This window comes from Citrobacter sp. RHBSTW-00599 (genome assembly GCF_013784065.1).
GTDB lineage: Bacteria > Pseudomonadota > Gammaproteobacteria > Enterobacterales > Enterobacteriaceae > Citrobacter > Citrobacter braakii.
Genome location: NZ_CP056717.1, coordinates 3,496,794 through 3,518,115, shown reverse-complemented (window position 1 = coordinate 3,518,115; position 21,322 = coordinate 3,496,794). Strand labels below are relative to the sequence as shown.

The 21,322-nt window shown below is 51.2% G+C and carries 21 protein-coding genes and 5 tRNA genes; 19 read left to right on the top strand and 7 right to left on the bottom strand.

All coding sequences use genetic code 11. From position 1 onward, the window contains the following. The first annotated feature begins 1,110 nt into the window (after positions 1–1,110). The 18 genes from cydA (at position 1,111) to pnuC (ending at position 12,916) form a co-directional block, all read left to right on the top strand. Positions 1,111–2,679 carry a cytochrome ubiquinol oxidase subunit I gene (gene cydA / locus HV243_RS17365; protein ID WP_016152309.1) on the top strand — a complete coding sequence of 523 codons (1,569 nt, stop codon included), beginning with the start codon at positions 1,111–1,113 and terminating at the stop codon, positions 2,677–2,679. A 15-nt stretch (positions 2,680–2,694) separates the two neighbouring features. Then, positions 2,695–3,834, top strand: coding sequence for a cytochrome d ubiquinol oxidase subunit II (gene cydB, locus HV243_RS17360; RefSeq protein WP_047359469.1), 1,140 nt, complete (start codon positions 2,695–2,697; stop codon positions 3,832–3,834). 14 nt (positions 3,835–3,848) lie between these two features. Then, complete coding sequence (gene cydX, locus HV243_RS17355; protein WP_003022970.1) at positions 3,849–3,962, top strand: cytochrome bd-I oxidase subunit CydX; 114 nt, start codon at positions 3,849–3,851, stop codon at positions 3,960–3,962. Further along, positions 3,962–4,255 (top strand): cyd operon protein YbgE, encoded by a 294-nt coding sequence (ybgE, locus tag HV243_RS17350; RefSeq protein ID WP_016152311.1) that lies wholly within the window; start codon positions 3,962–3,964, stop codon positions 4,253–4,255. Before cydX ends, ybgE begins: the two co-directional genes overlap by 1 nt. A 330-nt stretch (positions 4,256–4,585) precedes the next feature. Continuing rightward, positions 4,586–4,990: a tol-pal system-associated acyl-CoA thioesterase gene (gene ybgC, locus HV243_RS17345; protein WP_003831439.1), complete on the top strand. Its 405-nt coding sequence runs from the start codon at positions 4,586–4,588 to the stop codon at positions 4,988–4,990. Continuing rightward, a complete protein-coding gene (gene tolQ / locus HV243_RS17340; protein WP_016152312.1) occupies positions 4,987–5,679 on the top strand; it encodes a Tol-Pal system protein TolQ in 693 nt (230 codons plus the stop codon). The genes ybgC and tolQ overlap by 4 nt, the downstream gene beginning before the upstream one ends. 3 nt (positions 5,680–5,682) lie before the next feature. Then, on the top strand, positions 5,683–6,111 hold the full coding sequence (gene tolR, locus HV243_RS17335) for a colicin uptake protein TolR (protein WP_003022978.1): 429 nt from the start codon (positions 5,683–5,685) through the stop codon (positions 6,109–6,111). A 64-nt stretch (positions 6,112–6,175) separates the two neighbouring features. Beyond that, complete coding sequence (gene tolA / locus HV243_RS17330) at positions 6,176–7,432, top strand: cell envelope integrity protein TolA (RefSeq protein ID WP_016152313.1); 1,257 nt, start codon at positions 6,176–6,178, stop codon at positions 7,430–7,432. Between the two features lie 127 nt (positions 7,433–7,559). Continuing rightward, positions 7,560–8,852 (top strand): Tol-Pal system beta propeller repeat protein TolB, encoded by a 1,293-nt coding sequence (tolB, locus tag HV243_RS17325; RefSeq protein WP_003022981.1) that lies wholly within the window; start codon positions 7,560–7,562, stop codon positions 8,850–8,852. A 34-nt stretch (positions 8,853–8,886) separates the two neighbouring features. After that, entirely contained in the window at positions 8,887–9,405 is a 519-nt protein-coding gene (gene pal / locus HV243_RS17320; protein WP_003022983.1) for a peptidoglycan-associated lipoprotein Pal, read from the top strand. Positions 9,406–9,414: 9 nt separating this feature from the next. Continuing rightward, positions 9,415–10,203, top strand: a complete 789-nt coding sequence (gene cpoB, locus HV243_RS17315) for a cell division protein CpoB (RefSeq protein ID WP_047415200.1) — start codon at positions 9,415–9,417, stop codon at positions 10,201–10,203. A 165-nt stretch (positions 10,204–10,368) separates the two neighbouring features. Beyond that, a tRNA-Lys gene (locus tag HV243_RS17310) sits at positions 10,369–10,444 on the top strand. A 26-nt stretch (positions 10,445–10,470) separates the two neighbouring features. After that, a tRNA-Val gene (locus tag HV243_RS17305) sits at positions 10,471–10,546 on the top strand. Between the two features lie 3 nt (positions 10,547–10,549). Continuing rightward, positions 10,550–10,625, top strand: a tRNA-Lys gene (locus HV243_RS17300). A 47-nt stretch (positions 10,626–10,672) separates the two neighbouring features. Then, positions 10,673–10,748 (top strand) — tRNA-Lys (locus HV243_RS17295). 32 nt (positions 10,749–10,780) lie between these two features. Next, positions 10,781–10,856 (top strand) — tRNA-Lys (locus tag HV243_RS17290). A 269-nt stretch (positions 10,857–11,125) separates the two neighbouring features. Next, the gene (gene nadA, locus HV243_RS17285; protein ID WP_053389683.1) at positions 11,126–12,169 is read left to right on the top strand and encodes a quinolinate synthase NadA; all 1,044 of its coding nucleotides are present in this window, start codon (positions 11,126–11,128) and stop codon (positions 12,167–12,169) included. 27 nt (positions 12,170–12,196) lie between these two features. After that, complete coding sequence (gene pnuC, locus HV243_RS17280; protein WP_016152316.1) at positions 12,197–12,916, top strand: nicotinamide riboside transporter PnuC; 720 nt, start codon at positions 12,197–12,199, stop codon at positions 12,914–12,916. Here pnuC and zitB read toward each other — a convergent pair. Both zitB and HV243_RS17270 read right to left on the bottom strand, forming a co-directional pair. Beyond that, entirely contained in the window at positions 12,913–13,854 is a 942-nt protein-coding gene (gene zitB, locus HV243_RS17275; RefSeq protein ID WP_019076308.1) for a CDF family zinc transporter ZitB, read from the bottom strand. The genes pnuC and zitB overlap by 4 nt on opposite strands. A gap of 113 nt (positions 13,855–13,967) precedes the next feature. Further along, entirely contained in the window at positions 13,968–14,342 is a 375-nt protein-coding gene (locus HV243_RS17270) for a YbgS-like family protein (RefSeq protein WP_016152318.1), read from the bottom strand. Between the two features lie 317 nt (positions 14,343–14,659). Between HV243_RS17270 and aroG the strand changes: the two genes are divergently transcribed. After that, entirely contained in the window at positions 14,660–15,712 is a 1,053-nt protein-coding gene (gene aroG, locus HV243_RS17265) for a 3-deoxy-7-phosphoheptulonate synthase AroG (protein ID WP_016152319.1), read from the top strand. 155 nt (positions 15,713–15,867) lie between these two features. Here the strand turns inward: aroG and gpmA are convergent, their stop codons facing one another. The 5 genes from gpmA to galE all read right to left on the bottom strand — a co-directional run bounded on the left by gpmA (position 15,868) and on the right by galE (position 21,111). Then, entirely contained in the window at positions 15,868–16,620 is a 753-nt protein-coding gene (gene gpmA / locus HV243_RS17260) for a 2,3-diphosphoglycerate-dependent phosphoglycerate mutase (protein WP_003022999.1), read from the bottom strand. 232 nt (positions 16,621–16,852) lie between these two features. Continuing rightward, on the bottom strand, positions 16,853–17,893 hold the full coding sequence (galM, locus tag HV243_RS17255) for a galactose-1-epimerase (RefSeq protein ID WP_053389684.1): 1,041 nt from the start codon (positions 17,891–17,893) through the stop codon (positions 16,853–16,855). Further along, on the bottom strand, positions 17,887–19,035 hold the full coding sequence (galK, locus tag HV243_RS17250) for a galactokinase (RefSeq protein WP_047359465.1): 1,149 nt from the start codon (positions 19,033–19,035) through the stop codon (positions 17,887–17,889). The genes galM and galK overlap by 7 nt, the downstream gene beginning before the upstream one ends. Before the next feature lie 3 nt (positions 19,036–19,038). Next, on the bottom strand, positions 19,039–20,085 hold the full coding sequence (gene galT / locus HV243_RS17245) for a galactose-1-phosphate uridylyltransferase (protein WP_053389685.1): 1,047 nt from the start codon (positions 20,083–20,085) through the stop codon (positions 19,039–19,041). A gap of 9 nt (positions 20,086–20,094) precedes the next feature. Then, positions 20,095–21,111 (bottom strand): UDP-glucose 4-epimerase GalE, encoded by a 1,017-nt coding sequence (gene galE / locus HV243_RS17240; RefSeq protein WP_016152323.1) that lies wholly within the window; start codon positions 21,109–21,111, stop codon positions 20,095–20,097. Between the last annotated feature and the right edge of the window lie 211 nt (positions 21,112–21,322).

Below are 21,322 nucleotides of genomic sequence, written 5' to 3'. Positions count from 1 at the left end.
GGAAAAGGAAGCAATTGATCTATTTTCAAAATATCCTGCGCAAAATGATTGTTATATTTTTTATTAATAAAAACCCTTGTTTATCAGGTGGTTGAATGTTGTTTTTGCGGATTTTTTTAATTTACCAGGAAAATGATGAATAAATGACTTGCCATGTTTGTGATCGAAATCTTATTTTGTTGTGCGCCTCATTTATGCGTCATTTTTTATAATTTAAAAAATTACCTTTACTAAATAACTTGTGAACGGGATAACGGTTTTTTATTGTTTAATCTTATATGACATAATTATATTTTGTTAAATTTAAGATAAAAATGATAATGAATTGTTTGTGGCATATTTAAACGTTGCCACATAAGAGAAAAAGAGAAGTGAGTGATAACTTTCAGTGATGCTTTAAGCGAAACGCCTGCGCTGTGCTGAGGACGTCAAACCCAATGCGTCTGTCAATGAGGTACGCTTTCGCTTCCATTTGAGATAGTTACATCTTGGTGTTAATTATAAGTAAAATTTAAATGAATAATTTGTGTGAAAAACAATTCCATGACTTGCTAAACAAAAAACTGTGAGCTACCCGGCAATAGTGACTCTTTATCTGCTGGCAATTTTGTCAGTCGGGCGGGTTAAAAGATCGTGTAGATTTAAATAAATATCCTATCATTTGTAGTAACGGCAATTACTCATTGAAAAACATACCGTTAACATGGCGTTCACTAGTCGCCTGACTGTTAAACACTATTAACATTAAATTTGAAAATTGATTTAAATCAATGTTTAAAACTTGGTAAACAGCCTCAAAAGAGGTTAAATTGCTGCAGATCAAATTGGTCTGAAAGTGATAAATTAGCTATAAATTGATCACTATCGAAAAATGCAAATTTACCTCGATAAAAACCTGTTTATTGTAAGGATTTTACGGCGTAATATAATTGCGGGATCAATTTGAGTGTTTTATTAACATGTTTGTAACCTTTCATCATTGTCCTTTCTTCAAATGAGAAGAAAGAGCAGCGGCGGAGGGAAGCAGATAAATTTGTATTGGGGCATGCGTGTGACCCTTTCTAACGGGGTTCACTCTCGGAGTCTTCATGCGATGAGCAAGGAGTCATGATGTTAGATATAGTCGAACTGTCGCGCTTACAGTTTGCCTTGACCGCGATGTACCACTTCCTGTTTGTGCCACTGACGCTAGGTATGGCGTTCTTGCTGGCCATCATGGAAACGGTCTACGTCCTTTCCGGCAAACAGATTTATAAAGATATGACCAAGTTCTGGGGCAAGTTGTTTGGTATCAACTTCGCTCTGGGTGTGGCAACCGGTCTGACCATGGAGTTCCAGTTCGGGACTAACTGGTCTTACTACTCCCACTATGTAGGGGATATTTTCGGTGCGCCGCTGGCGATCGAAGGTTTGATGGCCTTCTTCCTCGAATCCACCTTTGTAGGTCTGTTCTTCTTCGGCTGGGACCGTTTGGGTAAAGTCCAGCATATGTGCGTCACCTGGCTGGTGGCTCTGGGTTCTAACCTGTCCGCACTGTGGATTCTGGTTGCGAACGGCTGGATGCAAAACCCAATCGCCGCGGATTTCAACTTTGAAACCATGCGCATGGAGATGCTGAGCTTCTCTGAACTGGTGCTCAACCCGGTAGCACAGGTGAAATTTGTTCACACTGTGGCATCTGGTTATGTTTGTGGCGCGATGTTCGTTCTGGGGATCAGCTCCTACTATATGCTGCGCGGTCGTGACTTCGCGTTTGCTAAACGTTCTTTTGCAATCGCCGCCAGCTTTGGTATGGCTGCTATTCTGTCTGTTATCGTTCTGGGTGATGAATCCGGTTACGAAATGGGCGACGTGCAGAAAACCAAACTTGCTGCTATTGAAGCAGAATGGGAAACGCAACCTGCACCGGCTTCCTTTACCCTGTTCGGTATTCCGGACCAGGATGCGCAGGAAAACCATTTTGCGATTCAAATTCCTTATGCGCTGGGCATCATTGCCACCCGCTCTGTTGATACACCGGTCATTGGTCTGAAAGACCTGATGGTGCAGCACGAAGAGCGCATCCGTAACGGGATGAAAGCGTATCAACTGCTGGAAGAACTGCGTGCAGGAACTACCGATCAGGCCGTTCGCGACCAGTTCAACAGCATGAAGAAAGACCTGGGTTATGGTCTGCTGCTGAAACGCTATACGGATAACGTCACCGACGCGACCGAAGCGCAAATTCAGCAGGCAACGAAAGATTCTATTCCTCGCGTTGCGCCGCTGTACTTCGCTTTCCGTATTATGGTGGCGTGCGGCATTCTGATGCTGGCAATCATCGCAGTGTCCTTCTGGACCGTGATTCGTAACCGTATCGGTGAGAAAAAATGGCTGCTGCGCACCGCGCTGTATGCGATTCCTCTGCCGTGGATTGCCATTGAATCCGGTTGGTTTGTTGCAGAGTACGGCCGCCAACCGTGGGCGATTGGTGAAGTGTTACCAACAGCCGTAGCGAACTCTTCGCTGACCGCTGGCGACCTCATCTTCTCGATGCTGTTGATTTGCGGCCTGTATACCCTGTTCCTGGTGGCTGAACTGTATCTGATGTTCAAGTTCGCACGCCTTGGGCCGAGTAGCCTGAAAACCGGTCGTTATCACTACGAGCAGTCCACTGTGACTTCTCAGCCGGCACGCTAAGACAGGAGTCGTCAAATGATCGATTATGAAGTATTGCGTTTTATCTGGTGGCTGCTGGTTGGCATTCTGCTGATTGGTTTCGCGGTCACTGATGGCTTCGACATGGGGGTGGGCATGCTCACCCGTTTCCTCGGTCGTAATGATACCGAGCGTCGAATTATGATTAACTCCATCGCCCCGCACTGGGACGGTAACCAGGTTTGGCTCATCACCGCGGGTGGCGCACTGTTCGCTGCCTGGCCGATGGTGTATGCCGCTGCGTTCTCCGGTTTCTATGTGGCGATGATCCTGGTACTGGCGTCTTTGTTCTTCCGTCCGGTCGGTTTTGATTACCGCTCCAAGATTGAAGACATGCGCTGGCGCAACATGTGGGACTGGGGCATCTTCATTGGTAGCTTCGTTCCACCGCTGGTTATTGGCGTGGCGTTCGGCAACCTGCTGCAAGGGGTTCCGTTCCACGTAGACGACTACATGCGTTTGTACTACACCGGTAACTTCTTCCAGTTGCTGAATCCGTTTGGTCTGCTGGCGGGTGTCGTGAGTGTTGGGATGATCATCACCCAGGGCGCGACCTATCTGCAGATGCGTACGGTAGGTGAACTGCATCTGCGTGCGCGTACAACGTCGCAGGTTGCGGCACTGGTCACTATGGTCTGCTTCGCGCTGGCTGGTGTGTGGGTGATTTACGGTATTGACGGTTATGTTGTGACCTCAGCACTGGATCATCATGCCGCCTCTAACCCGCTGACCAAAGAAGTGGCTCGCGTGGCTGGCGCATGGATGGTGAACTTTAACAATGCACCTATCCTGTGGCTGGTTCCTGCACTGGGCGTAGTTCTGCCGCTGTTGACCATCCTGACTTCTCGTATGGAGAAAGGGGCATGGGCGTTCGTCTTCTCTTCACTGACGTTAGCCTGCATCATCCTGACGGCTGGTATCGCAATGTTCCCGTTTGTGATGCCATCCAGCACCATGATGAACGCAAGTCTGACCATGTGGGATGCAACGTCCAGCCAGCTGACGCTGAATCTGATGACGTATGTAGCTTGTGTGTTCGTACCGATCATTCTGCTGTACACCGGCTGGTGTTACTGGAAGATGTTCGGTCGCATCACCAAAGAAGATATTGAAAGCAACACCCACTCTCTGTACTAAGTAAGGAGCTTAAAATGTGGTATTTCGCATGGATTTTGGGAACGCTTCTTGCCTGTGCATTTGGGATAATCACAGCGCTGGCGCTTGAGCACGTTGAATCAGGCAAAGCCGGACAAGAAGATAGCTGATGACCAACATTATCGCGATGCAGTATAACGCGATGGACAAGCGCCCCTTGCGGGCGCTTTCCTTTGTGCTGGCAATCGTGTTGGCTGGCTGCATATTCTGGGATCCGTCACGTTTCGCGGCCAAAACCAGTGAGCTGGAAATCTGGCATGGTCTCCTGCTGATGTGGGCGGTCTGCGCAGGCATCATTCACGGCGTTGGTTTTCGTCCTCGCGCCGTACACTGGCAGGGCATTTTCTGCCCGCTAATCGCAGATATCGTCCTGGTTGTTGGTCTGATTTTCTTCTTCTTTTGAATAAGAAACATCCTTAAATATTTATGGGCTTGCATAAGCCCATAAATTTTTACTCTCCGTTTACTTTCCCCCATTCCAAACCACCATTCCCGCGCGTATAGTAGCGAAGTTTGAAAGCATTAACCTAAGGTTGTGCCCTGGAGTTGTGTGCGGTGGCGACACTGGACCATCAGGACGCAACTTAATTGCATTACCGGGATGTAAAGTGAATACAGCGCGATATACAACGACATTCTTGAAGCATCGCGGCGGCAAGAACGCGAGTCACCAGGCGTTTACAAAGTTAAGCGACCGGTGTGAGTGGGCGAAGCCAACAAAGAGGCAGTAAGAATGAACAAGTATATGTTTCGATGGCCGGTTCGTGTCTACTATGAAGACACCGATGCCGGTGGAGTGGTTTACCACGCCAGCTACGTCGCTTTTTACGAAAGAGCACGCACAGAAATGCTGCGTCATCATCACTTCAGTCAGCAGGTCCTGTTGGCCGAACGTGTAGCCTTTGTGGTGCGCAAGATGACGCTGGAGTATTTTGCGCCTGCCCGGCTCGACGATATGCTCGAAGTCCAAACCGAAATTACGTCAATGCGTGGCACCTCATTGGTTTTCACGCAACGCATTGTCAACGCAGAGAACACCGTGCTGAATGAAGCCGAAGTTCTGATTGTTTGCGTTGATCCACTCAAAATGAAGCCTCGTGCGCTTCCCAAGTCTATTGTCGCGGAGTTTAAGCAGTGACTGACATGAATATCCTTGATTTGTTCCTGAAGGCAAGCCTTCTGGTTAAACTTATCATGTTGATTTTGATTGGTTTCTCAATCGCATCCTGGGCCATTATTATCCAGCGGACCCGTATTCTTAATGCGGCTTCACGTGAAGCCGAAGCATTTGAAGACAAGTTCTGGTCCGGCATTGAATTGTCGCGCCTGTATCAGGAAAGCCAGGGGCGTCGTGATAATCTGGTGGGTTCGGAACAAATTTTCTACAGCGGATTCAAAGAGTTTGCGCGTCTGCATCGGGCGAATAGTCATGCGCCGGAAGCGGTCGTTGAGGGGGCATCCCGTGCGATGCGTATCTCGATGAACCGTGAGCTGGAAACGCTGGAAACGCATATTCCATTCCTCGGCACCGTCGGCTCCATCAGCCCATATATCGGTCTGTTCGGTACCGTTTGGGGGATCATGCACGCATTTATCGCGTTAGGCGCGGTAAAACAGGCAACGCTGCAAATGGTCGCACCGGGTATCGCGGAGGCGTTGATTGCAACGGCTATCGGTCTGTTTGCGGCAATCCCGGCGGTTATGGCTTACAACCGACTGAATCAGCGCGTGAACAAGCTGGAACTGAATTACGACAACTTTATGGAAGAGTTCACCGCGATTCTGCACCGCCAGGCGTTTACCGTTAGCGAGAGCAACAAGGGGTAAGCCATGGCCAGAACGCGTGGACGAGGTCGTCGCGAACTCAAGTCCGAAATCAATATTGTACCGCTGCTCGACGTACTACTGGTGCTGTTGCTGATCTTTATGGCAACCGCGCCGATTATTACGCAGAGTGTGGAAGTCGACCTGCCGGATGCGACCGAATCGCAAGCTGTCAGTAGTAACGACGAACCGCCGGTCATTATTGAAGTTTCCGGGATAGGGCAATACAGCGTGGTCGTTGAGAAAGATCGTATGGATCAACTGCCGCCGGAGCAGGTTATCGCGGAAGCGAAAAGTCGCCTGCAGACCAATCCGAAAACGGTCTTTTTAATCGGTGGTGCGAAAGACGTGCCTTATGATGAAATAATTAAAGCGCTGAACTTGTTACACAGTGCAGGCGTAAAATCGGTTGGCTTGATGACGCAGCCAATCTGATGACTGCGTTTTGCTGGCTTGAAAGATAGCGCGTAACAGGCGAACAGTTTTTTGGGAACCGAGAGTGTCAAAGGCAACCGAACAAAACGACAAGCTCAAAAGGGCGATAATTATTTCAGCGGTGCTGCATGTCATTTTATTTGCAGCGCTGATCTGGAGTTCGTTCGATGAGCACATTGATGCTTCAGCCGGCGGCGGTGGCGGTTCGTCCATCGACGCCGTTATGGTCGATCCTGGCGCCGTTGTGCAACAGTACGACAGGCAGCAGCAACAGCAGGCAAGTGCTAAACGTGCAGAAGAGCAGCGTGAAAAACAGGCGCAGCAGCAAGCTGAGGAACTTCGCGAGAAGCAGGCGGCCGAGCAAGAGCGACTGAAGCAACTTGAAAAAGAACGTTTAGCCGCGCAAGAAAAAGTGCGCGAACAGGCGGAACAGCAGAAACAGGCCGAAGCCGCCGCCGCGAAAGCGCAAGAGCAACAGAAACAGGCTGAAGAAGCTGCGGCGAAGGCTGCTGCAGACGCGAAGGCCAAAGCTGATGCTCAGGCGAAACAAGCGGCAGATGCCGCGAAGAAAGCCGCTGCGGACGCACAGAAAAAAGCAGAGGCTGAAGCCGCTAAAGCCGCCGCTGATGCGAAGAAAATTGCCGAAGCACAAGCTGCTAAGGCTGCCGCAGACGCTGCGAAGAAAGCTCAGGCTGAAGCCGCTAAGCAAGCAGCAGCCGAGAAAGCTGCTGCGGAGAAAGCAGAAAAAGCCGCTGCCGCGAAAGCTGCCGCTGCTGAAAAGGCTGCGGCTGATAAGAAAGCCGCAGCGGAAAAAGCAGCAGCAGATAAAAAAGCTGCAGCCGAGAAAGCCGCTGCCGATAAGAAAGCTGCGGCAGATAAAGCGGCGGCTGCGAAAAAGGCTGCGGCCGAAAAAGCAGCTGCAGCCTCTGGCGTTGACGACTTGTTGGGCGACTTAAGCTCCGGTAAGAATGCACCGAAATCAGGTGGTGGAGCGAAAGGAAACGGTCAACCGGCGAAAGATAGTGGTACAAGTGGTGCAAATGGCGGTGCATCTGGCGCTGATATCAGTGCTTACGCATCTCAAATTCGTAATGCGATCCAGAGCCGTCTGTATGGTGCCGATTTGTATGCGGGTAAATCTTGCGTATTACATATCAAGTTAGCACCCGATGGTCTGTTACTGGATGTGACCGAAGAGGGCGGAGATCCGGCATTGTGTCAGGCTGCGCTGACGGCTGCGAAAACAGCCAGAATTCCTAAACCGCCTAGCCAGGCTGTTTATGAAAAAGTAAAAGATGCCAAGCTGGACTTTAAACTGTAATAACGTCCCTGAGAATTCAGGGGAAACGGTCTAAGGTTGAGACAGCGTTCTGGTAGTTTTGTGTATTTGAGTTTGTTAACATTCTGCTAAATTATCGTGGGCTTTCCGTCCAGATAAGGGAGATATGATGAAGCAGGCATTACGAGTAGCATTTGGTTTTCTGATGCTGTGGGCAGCGGTGCTGCACGCAGAAGTACGTATCGAGATCACCCAGGGGGTGGACTCGGCACGCCCGATTGGTGTTGTCCCCTTCCAGTGGGCAGGGCCGGGTGCTGCACCTGAAGATATCGGTGGTATCGTAGGCGCTGACCTGCGTAACAGCGGTAAATTTAATCCGTTAGACCGTTCTCGTCTGCCGCAGCAGCCGGGTACCGCACAGGAAGTTCAACCTGCCGCATGGTCTGCGCTGGGTATTGATGCCGTGGTAGTAGGTCAGGTTACGCCAAATCCGGATGGTTCCTACAGCGTTGCTTATCAACTGGTAGATACCGGTGGCGCACCGGGTACCGTACTGGCACAGAACACCTATAAAGTGAACAAGCAGTGGTTGCGTTACGCGGGCCATACTGCAAGTGACGAAGTGTTTGAAAAACTGACCGGTATTAAAGGTGCATTCCGTACCCGTATCGCTTATGTTGTTCAGACGAACGGCGGCCAGTTCCCGTACGAATTACGTGTATCCGACTACGATGGCTACAACCAGTTCGTGGTACACCGTTCTCCGCAGCCGCTGATGTCTCCGGCATGGTCTCCGGACGGTTCGAAACTGGCATACGTCACTTTCGAAAGCGGTCGTTCTGCGCTGGTTATTCAGACGTTGTCTAATGGCGCGGTTCGTCAGGTAGCGTCGTTCCCACGTCACAACGGTGCACCTGCGTTTTCTCCGGATGGCAGCAAACTGGCGTTTGCCCTGTCTAAAACCGGTAGCCTGAACCTGTATGTCATGGACATTGGTTCCGGTCAGATCCGTCAGGTGACGGATGGTCGCAGCAACAACACGGAACCTACCTGGTTCCCGGACAGCCAAAACCTGGCCTTTACCTCTGACCAGGCCGGTCGTCCGCAGGTATATAAAGTTAACGTCAACGGCGGTGCTCCGCAGCGTATTACCTGGGAAGGTTCGCAAAACCAGGATGCGGATGTGAGCAGCGACGGTAAGTTTATGGTAATGGTAAGCTCAGCCAATGGTCAGCAGCACATTGCCAAACAAGATCTGGTAGCGGGTGGCGTACAAGTCCTGTCGTCAACGTTCCTGGATGAAACGCCAAGTCTGGCACCTAACGGCACTATGGTAATCTACAGCTCTTCTCAGGGGATGGGATCCGTGCTGAATTTGGTTTCTACAGATGGGCGTTTCAAAGCGCGTCTTCCGGCAACTGATGGTCAGGTTAAATTCCCTGCCTGGTCGCCGTATCTGTGATAATAAATAATTGATTAATAAAGGAATCATTGAAATGCAACTGAACAAAGTGCTGAAAGGGCTGATGATTGCTCTGCCTGTTATGGCTATTGCAGCGTGTTCTTCTAACAAGAACGCCAGCAATGACGGCAGCGAAGGCATGCTGGGTGCCGGCACTGGTATGGATGCAAACGGCAGCGGCAACATGTCTTCTGAAGAGCAAGCGCGTCTTCAGATGCAACAGCTGCAGCAGAACAACATCGTTTACTTCGATCTGGACAAGTACGATATCCGTTCTGACTTCGCTGCAATGCTGGATGCTCACGCTAACTTCCTGCGTAGCAACCCGTCTTACAAAGTCACCGTAGAAGGTCATGCGGACGAACGTGGTACTCCTGAGTACAACATCTCCCTGGGTGAGCGTCGTGCGAACGCCGTTAAGATGTACCTGCAGGGTAAAGGCGTTTCTGCTGACCAGATCTCCATCGTTTCTTACGGTAAAGAAAAACCTGCAGTACTGGGTCATGACGAAGCGGCTTACGCCAAAAACCGTCGCGCCGTACTGGTTTACTAAGAGAATTGCATGAGCAGTAACTTCAGACATCACCTGTTGAGTCTGTCGTTACTGGTTGGCATAGCGGCCCCCTGGGCCGCTTTTGCACAGGCGCCAATCAGTAGTGTCGGCTCAGGCTCGGTCGAAGACCGTGTCACTCAACTCGAGCGTATTTCTAACGCTCACAGTCAGCTTTTAACCCAACTCCAGCAACAACTCTCCGATAATCAGTCCGATATCGATTCCCTGCGTGGTCAAATTCAGGAAAATCAATATCAACTGAATCAGGTTGTTGAGCGACAGAAGCAGATATTGCTGCAGATGAATAATCTTGGCAGCGGTAGTGCGCCTGCGGCACAGTCTACAGGGGGCGATCAGAGTGGGGCGGCAACCCCTGCACCTGATACGGGAGCTGCAGCAACGTCAGGGGCTCCCGTGCAAACTGGCGATGCGAATACCGATTACAATGCAGCGATTGCTCTAGTGCAGGATAAATCCCGCCAGGATGATGCAATTGAAGCATTCCAGAACTTCATCAAAAAGTACCCGGACTCTACTTACCTGCCCAATGCGAATTACTGGCTGGGTCAGTTGAATTACAACAAGGGTAAAAAAGATGATGCTGCGTTCTATTTTGCTTCGGTAGTTAAAAACTTCCCAAAATCACCTAAGGCTGCAGACGCGATGTATAAAGTCGGCGTCATCATGCAGGACAAAGGTGACACAGCAAAAGCTAAAGCGGTTTATCAGCAGGTTATCACTAAATATCCTGGCACTGATGGCGCGAAACAAGCGCAAAAACGCCTTGGCGCGATGTAATGACCACCATGCGACCAGAAATCGTGTTATTTCTGGTCGTGTCGTGTGATTCCTAAGCAGTTGAGTTATTTACATCGAAATTTTTGTTGCGCTAAAATCTGAAATCAGTAATATATGCCGCCGTTGCCAAGGGATATCAAACAGCCCGAAAGCGGCGAAAAAAGTGGGGCGTTAGCTCAGTTGGTAGAGCAGTTGACTTTTAATCAATTGGTCGCAGGTTCGAATCCTGCACGCCCCACCACTTAATGCAGTATCCAGCGTAGTATCGGGTGATTAGCTCAGCTGGGAGAGCACCTCCCTTACAAGGAGGGGGTCGGCGGTTCGATCCCGTCATCACCCACCACTCGGGGCGTTAGCTCAGTTGGTAGAGCAGTTGACTTTTAATCAATTGGTCGCAGGTTCGAATCCTGCACGCCCCACCAATTCTTATATTGGTGTCGAGTAAAGAATTTTCAGGTGACATCCGAGCGGGTCGTTAGCTCAGTTGGTAGAGCAGTTGACTTTTAATCAATTGGTCGCAGGTTCGAATCCTGCACGACCCACCATCCTGAATAATTGAAGCAGTAAACCCCATACGGGGGCGTTAGCTCAGTTGGTAGAGCAGTTGACTTTTAATCAATTGGTCGCAGGTTCGAATCCTGCACGCCCCACCAGTGTAAAAAGGCGCCCTAAAGGCGCCTTTTTGCTATCTGCGATTTATAAGATTTCCTGATGTCCTTTGCTTATCAGCCTACAGACGACACTACTCGTGTAGGCCGGATAAGACGTCAGACGCCATCTGGCATTCATCACACGCAATTATTGTGACTTTTCTGCGCCAATCCGCTATCTTGTTTAGCATACAAAACAAATCAAACCGAATATGGCGTGCGTCACGCTTTTAATCGGTTATTTCGTTAAGCCAGTGAAACGAGAAAGCAAGATGAGCGTGATGTTTGATCCAGAAGCAGCAATTTATCCGTTTCCGCCGAAGCCAGTACCGCTAAGTGTGGATGAAAAGCAATTTTATCGTGAAAAAATTAAGCGCCTGCTGAAAGAGCGTGATGCCGTTATGGTCGCGCATTATTACACCGATCCTGAAATTCAGCAGTTAGCGGAAGAAACCGGGGGCTGTATTTCTGATTCTCTGGAGATGGCGCGGTTCGGTGCAAAGCATACTGCCTCTACGCTGCTGGTTGCGGGCGTGAGGTTTATGGGAGAAACTGCCAAAATTCTCAGCCCGGAAAAGACCATCCTGATGCCGACCTTACAGGCGGAATGTTCATTAGATCTGGGCTGTCCGATTGACGCGTTCAGCGCATTTTGCGACGCGCATCCGGATCGTACCGTGGTGGTTTACGCCAATACCTCTGCAGCCGTTAAAGCACGTGCGGACTGGGTCGTGACTTCCAGTATTGCGGTTGAACTTATTGAGCATCTTGATAGTTTGGGTGAAAAAATCATCTGGGCTCCGGACAGACATCTGGGTAACTACGTGCAAAAACAGACCGGCGCAGACGTGCTCTGTTGGCAGGGGGCCTGTATCGTCCACGACGAGTTTAAAACCCAGGCCTTAACACGCATGAAAGGGCTTTACCCTGATGCCGCGGTGCTGGTGCACCCGGAGTCCCCTCAGTCTATCGTTGATATGGCAGATGCGGTTGGCTCAACCAGCCAGCTCATCAACGCGGCTAAATCGTTACCGCATAAGCAGTTGATTGTGGCGACTGACCGGGGCATTTTTTACAAAATGCAGCAGGCCGTTCCGGATAAAGAGCTGCTTGAAGCTCCGACGGCTGGCGAGGGGGCAACCTGTCGCAGCTGTGCGCATTGTCCGTGGATGGCGATGAATGGCCTGAAGGCGATTGCTGAGGGCCTGGAACATGGCGGCGCGGCTCATGAGATACATGTTGAGGACTCGCTGAGAGAAGGGGCGCTGTTGCCGTTAAACCGTATGTTGGAATTTGCGGCTACACTTCGAGCGTAATTATTTATTTTTGCTCTGGGGGAAAAGATGGACTTTTTTAGCACGCAGAACATTCTGGTACATATTCCGATTGGCGCGGGTGGTTACGATTTGTCGTGGATCGAAGCCGTGGGAACGATCGCCGGGTTGCTGTGTATTGGCCTGGCGAGCCTTGAGAAAATCAGCAATTACTTCTTCGGTCTGATAAACGTCACGCTGTTTGCAATTATCTTCTTTCAGATCCAGCTCTATGCAAGCTTGTTGCTGCAAGTTTTCTTCTTTGCCGCAAATATCTACGGCTGGTATGCCTGGTCCCGGCAAACCAACCAGCATGAAGCGGAACTGAAAATTCGCTGGCTACCGCTTCCAAAAGCGATCGGCTGGCTGGCGGCTTGCGTGGTGGCGATCGGCCTGATGTCGATCTATATCGATCCGGTCTTTGCGTTCCTGACAGGCATTGCAGTGAATATTATGCAGGCATTGGGATTACAGGTTGTTGTGCCTGAACTACAACCCGATGCATTCCCGTTCTGGGACTCCTGCATGATGGTGCTGTCGATTGCGGCGATGATCCTGATGACGCGCAAATACGTTGAAAACTGGCTGCTGTGGGTGATCATTAACGTCATTAGCGTTGTGATCTTTGCCCTGCAAGGCGTATATGCCATGTCGCTGGAATATATGATCCTGACGGTTATCGCCCTGAACGGTAGCAGGATGTGGATTAACAGTGCGCGTGAGCGGGGTTCCCACGCGCTTTCTCATTAATGGTGATGATGTGAATGGCCGGACACGCCCTGATACAGGTGACAGTCCGGCCCATTGCACGGCTGATACTCCATCTGGATTGTGGCGTGTTCAATCTGGTAGTGATGGATAAGGAAATGCTGAATACGCTCCAGCAACGCATCGTGATCGTGTGGCGGGATCACCTGAACATGCAGCGTCATTACCGGTTTTTCGCCCACCATCCAGACATGGACATGGTGAACGTTGCGGACTTCAGGGATATCCCGGCTGAGATGGCGCTGCAGTGCAGCGATATCCAGCGTCAGCGGGGCACCTTCAAGTAATTCATTAACGCTATCTTTTAGCAATCGCCAGGCGCTACGCAGCACCAGCACGGAAACCAGAATCGAGAGAATTGGGTCCGCGGGTGTCCAGCCCGTCCAGATAATAATCAGCGCAGCGATGATTGCCCCGACCGAGCCAAGTAAATCGCCCATCACATGCAGCGCCGCGGCGCGGACGTTCAGATTTTTCTCTTCACTGCCGCGATGTAAAACCCAAAAAGCGAGCACGTTGGCTAGTAGACCCGCGACAGCAATAACCATCATCATGCCGCCAGCCACGGGGCGAGGTGTCTGGAAGCGCTCAATCGCCTCCCAGACGATTAAAATGGTGATAACGACCAATGCGATGGCATTAACAAATGCGGCCAGCGTCGTGAGCCTCAGCCAGCCGAAGGTGTGTCGTATTGTGGGCGGGCGACGGGAAAACCGGACGGCCAGCAGCGCGAAAAGCAGCGCCGCAGCATCCGTGAGCATATGCCCGGCGTCGGCCAGCAAGGCCAGTGAACCAGAAAGTATGCCACCCACCACTTCAACCAACATAAATCCGGCTGTAATGCAGAATGCGAACATCAGTCGGCGGGCATTATTGTCCTTGGGTTGTTCAGAGGAAGTATGAGTATGTGCGTGCGCCATTATGCCATCCCTTTGTTATTCTCATCTTTACTGTATGCCATCATACCGTTTTTGGGATGATAAAATTAAAAAGGAGAGCTATTGCTCTCCCGTTATTAGCTTTAATTTCAGCGTTACTGCGTGGTGCCATCAGTTTTTGTATCAACATCATTGTTGATGCCGTTTCCGGTCTCAACCTTCTTATTCACATCAGGGCAGCGACCGTCCTTACACATAGTGTTTTTGTGCATCTCATCTTTGGTCATCCCTTCATGGTTCATTGATGAACCGTCCGGGTGCAGCATTGTGCCACCTGAATTCACGTTACTGTTGTCGACATTATTTGGTGCCACGTTTTCGCGGGCGTCTGGGGCGACTTGTCCTGCATCAGCCGAGGAATTTGCCTGACCGTTATTGGACTGCGCGTTGCTTTCAGCAGCCAGTGCCGCGCCGCTGGCGAGGCTGAGTGTAGCGGTAAGGAAGAGTGAAGCCAGCTTTGTCATATGCATAATATGCTCCTGTTAAGGTCGATATGTCGGATAACGTCTTCCAACAGTGCATGTGCCAGTTACATCATCAATATGTGGTTAATCGTTTTGCTATGGAAATTAAAACCAGCATAGAATCTTGAAATCTATGAAAATTAAAGCTGTTACAGTTAGAAATTGTAGTTTGGATCTCGTTTTTCGCTACTTTATTGCGTTTTTTTGGCCAATTCCAGGATTAATCCGTCCAAAGTGTAAAACCCCGTTTACACTTTATGACTGAAGATATAGATTGGAGGGATTGCATTCATTTATATAAGTATGGCAACGCTGGAATAATCATGAATTATCAGAACGACGATTTACGCATTAAAGAGATCAACGAGTTATTACCACCAGTCGCACTGCTGGAAAAATTCCCCGCTACTGAAAATGCCGCCAATACGGTGGCTCATGCCCGTAAGGCGATTCATAAAATTCTGAAAGGGAGCGACGATCGCCTTCTGGTGGTGATTGGGCCGTGCTCTATTCATGATCCGGCAGCTGCCAAAGAGTATGCCACTCGTCTGCTGGCGCTGCGCGAAGCGTTAAAAGGTGAGCTTGAAATCGTCATGCGCGTCTATTTTGAAAAACCGCGTACCACCGTTGGCTGGAAAGGGCTTATCAACGACCCGCACATGGACAACAGCTTCCAGATCAATGATGGGCTACGCATTGCGCGTAAACTGCTGCTGGATATCAACGACAGCGGATTGCCGACTGCGGGTGAATTCCTCGATATGATCACCCCACAATATCTCGCCGATCTGATGAGCTGGGGCGCGATTGGGGCACGTACAACAGAATCTCAGGTGCACCGCGAGCTGGCATCGGGTCTGTCCTGCCCGGTTGGTTTTAAAAACGGTACCGATGGCACCATCAAAGTGGCGATTGATGCAATCAACGCTGCTGGGGCACCGCACTGCTTCCTGTCTGTCACCAAATGGGGTCATTCAGCGATCGTGAATACCAGTGGTAATGGCGATTGCCATATCATTCTGCGCGGTGGCAAAGAGCCGAACTACAGCGCTCAGCACGTTGCGGACGTGAAAGAAGGTCTGGTCAAAGCAGGACTCTCTGCGCAAGTGATGATCGACTTCAGCCATGCCAACTCCAGCAAGCAGTTCAAAAAGCAGATGGATGTTGCTAAGGATGTTTGCGGACAAGTCGCCGGTGGCGAAAAAGCAATTATTGGCGTGATGATCGAAAGCCATTTGGTGGAAGGTAATCAGAATCCGGATAGCGGTGAGCCGCTGACCTACGGTAAGAGCATCACCGACGCCTGCATTGGTTGGGAAGATACCGATGCGGTGTTGCGTCAACTGGCGGATGCGGTAAAAGCGCGTCGCGGTTAACCAAGTCCTCTGGGCCTGAGAAGCGTAGCGCCATCAGGCATTCCGGTGCAGACTGCCGGATGGCGGCGATGCCTTATCCGGCCTACATTTTCTTGTAGGGCCGAAATAAAAAAGCGTGGAGAAATCCACGCTTTGTCTTCAACTTACCGCGAAAATTACTTCGCTTTACCCTGGTTCGCAACGGCCGCCGCTTTTGCTGCGATCTCGTCAGCGTTACCCAGATAGTAGTGTTTGATCGGCTTGAAGTTTTCGTCGAACTCATACACCAGCGGTACGCCGGTCGGGATGTTCAGTTCAAGGATCTCATCTTCGCCCATGTTATCCAGGTATTTAACCAGCGCACGCAGAGAGTTACCGTGAGCGGCGATAATTACGCGCTCACCGCTTTTCATGCGCGGCAGAATGGTTTCATTCCAGTAAGGGATAACGCGATCGATGGTCAGCGCCAGGCTTTCGGTAACCGGTAACTCTTTGTCGGTCAGCTTCGCATAACGCGGATCGTGACCCGGGTAACGCTCGTCGTCTTTGGTCAGTTCCGGCGGGGTAACCGCAAAGCCGCGACGCCACTGCTTAACCTGCTCATCACCGTATTTTTCAGCGGTTTCCGCTTTGTTCAAACCCTGCAGCGCACCGTAATGGCGTTCGTTCAGTTTCCAGGATTTCTCAACCGGCAGCCAGGCCTGATCCAGTTCGTCCAGTACGTTCCACAGGGTGTGGATGGCACGTTTCAGCACAGAGGTATAAGCAAAATCAAAGCTGTAGCCTTCCTCTTTCAGCAGTTTTCCTGCCGCTTTTGCTTCGCCCACGCCTTTCTCGGACAGATCAACATCATACCAACCGGTAAAACGGTTTTCGTTGTTCCACTGACTTTCACCGTGACGTACCAGAACCAGCTTAGTTACAGCCATACATTCACTCCTATAAATCATATCGAATGATAATAATTCTCATTATATTGCCGTAATGTGTAAGCGGCAATGCTTACGCATAACCATAGCGAAAATAGCGCTACAGTGTAAGGTTCTTGTGAACTCAAGGTTGCGATTTTGTCTTTGAGTGGTTGGGATTTGAGCGGTTCTACTGTGATTAACAAGCACCAGGCCCGAAAAGATACGTCATCGGGCCTGGGAGGGGAAACGATCAAGCTGGAATAAACTGATATTCCGTCACGCTGGCATACTCTTCACCCGGACGCAGGAAGCAATCCGCCTGTGGCCACTCGGGGTGGTTCGGGCTGTCCGGCAGAAATTCACTTTCCAGCGCCAGGCCTTGCCAGTCTTCGTAGGCCTCTGGCCCGCGGGAAGGCGTACCACCGAGGAAATTACCGGAGTAAAACTGCAATGCCGGGGCCGAGGTGTAGACCACCATCTGCAGTTTTTCATCCTGCGACCACAACTGAGCGACCGGCGTACGCGCGTTGCCCTGTGCCTGAAGCAGGAAGGCGTGATCGTAACCTTTCACCTTGCGCTGATCGTCATCGGCCAGAAATTCACTACTGATGATTTTAGGGGTGCGGAAATCGAACGTGCTACCGGCGACGGATTTCAGTCCATCATACGGGATACCCATTTCGTCAACCGGTAAGTACTCGTCCGCCAGAATTTGCAGCTTATGCTGGCGCACATCCGTTTTATCGCCGTCGAGGTTAAAATAGACGTGATTCGTCAGATTCACCGGGCAGGGTTTATCGACCGTGGCACGATAAGTTATCGAAATACGATTATCATCAGTCAGGCGATACTGCGCGGTGGCGCAAAGATGGCCTGGGAAGCCCTGATCGCCATCGTCAGACGTTAAGGCGAACAGCACCTGACGGTCATTCTGATTGACTATCTGCCAGCGACGTTTGTCGAAACCGTCTGGTCCGCCGTGCAGTTGGTTATTGCCCTGACTTGGCAGTAATTCAACGGTTTCGCCAGCAAAGGTATAGCGGCTGTTGGCGATACGGTTCGCGTAGCGGCCAATCGAAGCCCCCAGAAATGCAGCCTGTTCCGGGTATTGTTCCGGGCTGGCGCAGCCGAGTAATGCTTCGCGCACGCTACCATCGCTAAGCGGTATACGCGCAGAGAGCAGGGTAGCCCCCCAGTCCATGAGCGTGACTACCATCCCTGCGTCATTGCGCAGGGTGAGCAGGCGAAACGGTTGACCGTCCGGAGCCTGCACGGGGATTTCGTTTAACATTGTCCGGCTCCTTGTGAAGGTTTGCAGACGTAGAATGTTTCTTTAATACCGGTTTTTGCCTCGTACTGTGCGGCGACAGCCTGCTGAACGGCAGGAACCAAATCTTGCGGGATCAGCGCCACGATGCAACCGCCGAAGCCGCCGCCGGTCATCCGCACACCGCCTTTATCACCGATGGTCGCTTTGACAATCTCTACCAGCGTATCAATTTGCGGCACCGTGATTTCAAAGTCATCGCGCATTGAGGCGTGAGATTCCGCCATCAGCTGGCCCATGCGCAGCAGGTCGCCTTTTTCCAGTGCCTGTGCGGCTTCAACGGTACGCGCATTTTCCGTGATGACGTGGCGCACGCGTTTGGCAACAATCGGATCCAGCTCGTGGGCGACAGCGTTAAACGCTTCGAGGCTGACATCACGCAGCGCTGGCTGCTGGAAGAAACGCGCGCCAGTTTCACACTGTTCGCGACGGGTGTTGTATTCGCTGCCGACCAGCGTGCGTTTAAAGTTGCTGTTGATGATCACCACCGCTACGCCCTCAGGCATAGAAACGGCTTTGGTGCCCAGCGTACGGCAGTCGATCAGCAGCGCATGATCTTTCTTGCCAAGAGCGGAGATCAGCTGATCCATGATGCCGCAGTTACAACCGACAAACTGGTTTTCAGCTTCCTGGCCATTCAGGGCAATCTGCGCGCCGTCGAGCGGCAGATGATAGAGCTGCTGGAATACCGTACCAACAGCGACTTCCAGTGAGGCAGAAGAGCTTAAGCCCGCACCCTGCGGGACGTTACCGCTGATCACCAGATCCGCGCCGCCAAAGGCGTTATTGCGCTTTTGCAGATGTTTTACCACGCCACGCACGTAGTTTGACCACTGCTGGCTATCGTGGGCGATAATCGGCGCATCGAGAGAGAACTCATCAACCTGATTGTCGTAATCAGCGGCGATGACGCGTACTTTTCGATCGTCGCGCGCCGCGCAACTGATGACGGTTTGATAGTCGATGGCGCAGGGCAAAACGAAGCCGTCGTTATAATCGGTATGTTCGCCGATCAGGTTTACACGACCCGGTGCCTGAATAGTATGGGTGGCAGGGTAGCCAAACGTTTCTGTAAACAGAGATTGTGTTTTTTCTTTCAGACTCATTATTTACACTCCGGATTCGCGAAAATGAATGTCGCTGACCGCACGCAGTCGCTCAGCCGCTTGTTCTGCGGTCAGATCTCGCTGGGTTTCTGCCAGCATTTCATAACCGACCATAAATTTACGCACGGTCGCGGAACGCAGCAGCGGCGGGTAAAAGTGCGCGTGCAACTGCCAGTGTTCGTTTTCTTCACCGTTAAACGGCGCGCCGTGCCAGCCCATGGAGTAGGGGAATGAGCACTGGAACAGGTTGTCGTAACGACTGGTCAGTTTTTTCAACACCAGCGCCAGGTCAGCACGCTGCTCGTTGGTCAAATCGGTAATACGCAGCACATGCGCTTTCGGCAGCAGCAGCGTTTCGAACGGCCACGCGGCCCAGTAAGGGACAACCGCCAGCCAGTGTTCAGTTTCAACGACCGTACGGCTGCCGTCTGCCAGTTCACGCTGGACGTAATCAACGAGCATCGGCGCGCCCTGTTCGGCGAAGTATGCTTTCTGTAGGCGATTTTCACGTTCAGCTTCGTTGGGCAAAAAGCTGTTGGCCCAAATTTGACCGTGCGGGTGCGGGTTCGAGCACCCCATCGCCGCGCCTTTATTCTCAAATACCTGCACCCAGGGATAGGTTTTCCCTAAGTCTTCGGTCTGCTCCTGCCACGTTTTTACGATTTCTGTCAGCGCAGGGACGCTGAGTTCTGGCAGCGTTTTGCTGTGATCGGGCGAGAAGCAAATTACGCGGCTGGTACCGCGCGCGCTCTGGCAACGCATCAACGGATCGTGACTGTCCGGCGCGTCCGGGGTATCGGACATCAGCGCCGCAAAATCATTGGTAAAAACATAGGTCCCGGTGTAATCCGGATTTACATCACCGGTAACGCGCGTATTGCCAGCACACAGGAAACAGTCAGGGTCATGTGCAGGCAGTACCTGCTTAGACGGGGTTTCCTGCGCCCCTTGCCACGGGCGTTTGGCGCGATGCGGTGATACGAGGATCCACTGCCCGGTAAGCGGGTTAAAACGGCGATGTGGATGATCGACAGGATTGAATTGCGTCATGATTGGTCCTTAATCCGAATATCCTTGCGGGTGGCGTGACTGCCAGTGCCAGGTGTCTTGTGCCATTTCATCCAGTGTACGGGTCACGCGCCAGTTGAGCTCGCGATCGGCTTTGCTGGCATCTGCCCAGTAAGCTGGAAGATCGCCATCACGGCGCGGGGCGAAATGGTAATTAATGGGTTTACCGCAGGCTTTGCTGAAGGCGTTGACCACGTCCAGTACGCTGCTGCCGATGCCTGCTCCGAGGTTGTAAATATGCACACCCTGTTTGCCCGCCAGTTTTTCCATCGCGACGACGTGGCCGTCGGCGAGATCCATCACGTGGATGTAGTCGCGAACGCCGGTGCCATCTTCAGTTGGGTAGTCGTTGCCAAATATGGCAAGGGACTCGCGGCGGCCTACGGCAACTTGTGCGATGTAAGGCATCAGGTTGTTGGGAATACCTTGCGGATCTTCCCCCATATCGCCCGACGGATGAGCACCAACTGGGTTAAAGTAGCGCAGTAAGGCGATACTCCAGTCGGGGTGTGCTTTTTGCAGGTCGGTCAGGATTTGTTCTACCATCAGCTTGCTTTTGCCGTACGGACTTTGCGGCGTGCCGGTGGGGAAGCTTTCAACGTAAGGAATTTGCGGCTGATCGCCATAGACGGTCGCGGAGGAGCTGAAAATGAAGTTTTTCACGTTGGCGGCGCGCATTGCATTCACCAGACGCAGGGTGCCATTGACGTTGTTGTCATAGTACTCCAACGGCTTGGCAACCGATTCTCCAACGGCTTTTAAACCCGCAAAATGAATGACCGTGTCAATGGCATGATCGTGTAGAATTTCGGTTATCAGCGCTTCGTTACGGATATCCCCTTCCACGAAGGTCGGCTGCTTGCCACCTAAACGTTCAATGACGGGCAAAACGCTGCGTTTGCTGTTGCAGAGATTGTCCAGGATCACCACCTCGTGACCGTTTTTCAACAACTGCACGCAAGTGTGGCTTCCAATGTAACCGCTACCACCTGTAACCAATACTCTCATAATTCGCTCCGTTAAGCCTATGGTATGCAATAACCATAGCATAACAAAGATACGAAAAGTGTGACATGGAATAAATTAGTGGAATCGTTTACACTCCATGAGTTTCACGCATTTTTAATGGTTATTTTATTTTAAATCATTATGTTAGGTTGTTATTTCAGCGTTTGTCTGAAAAAAAGCAGAAAAAAAGGGCGTGATAAACGCCCTGCAA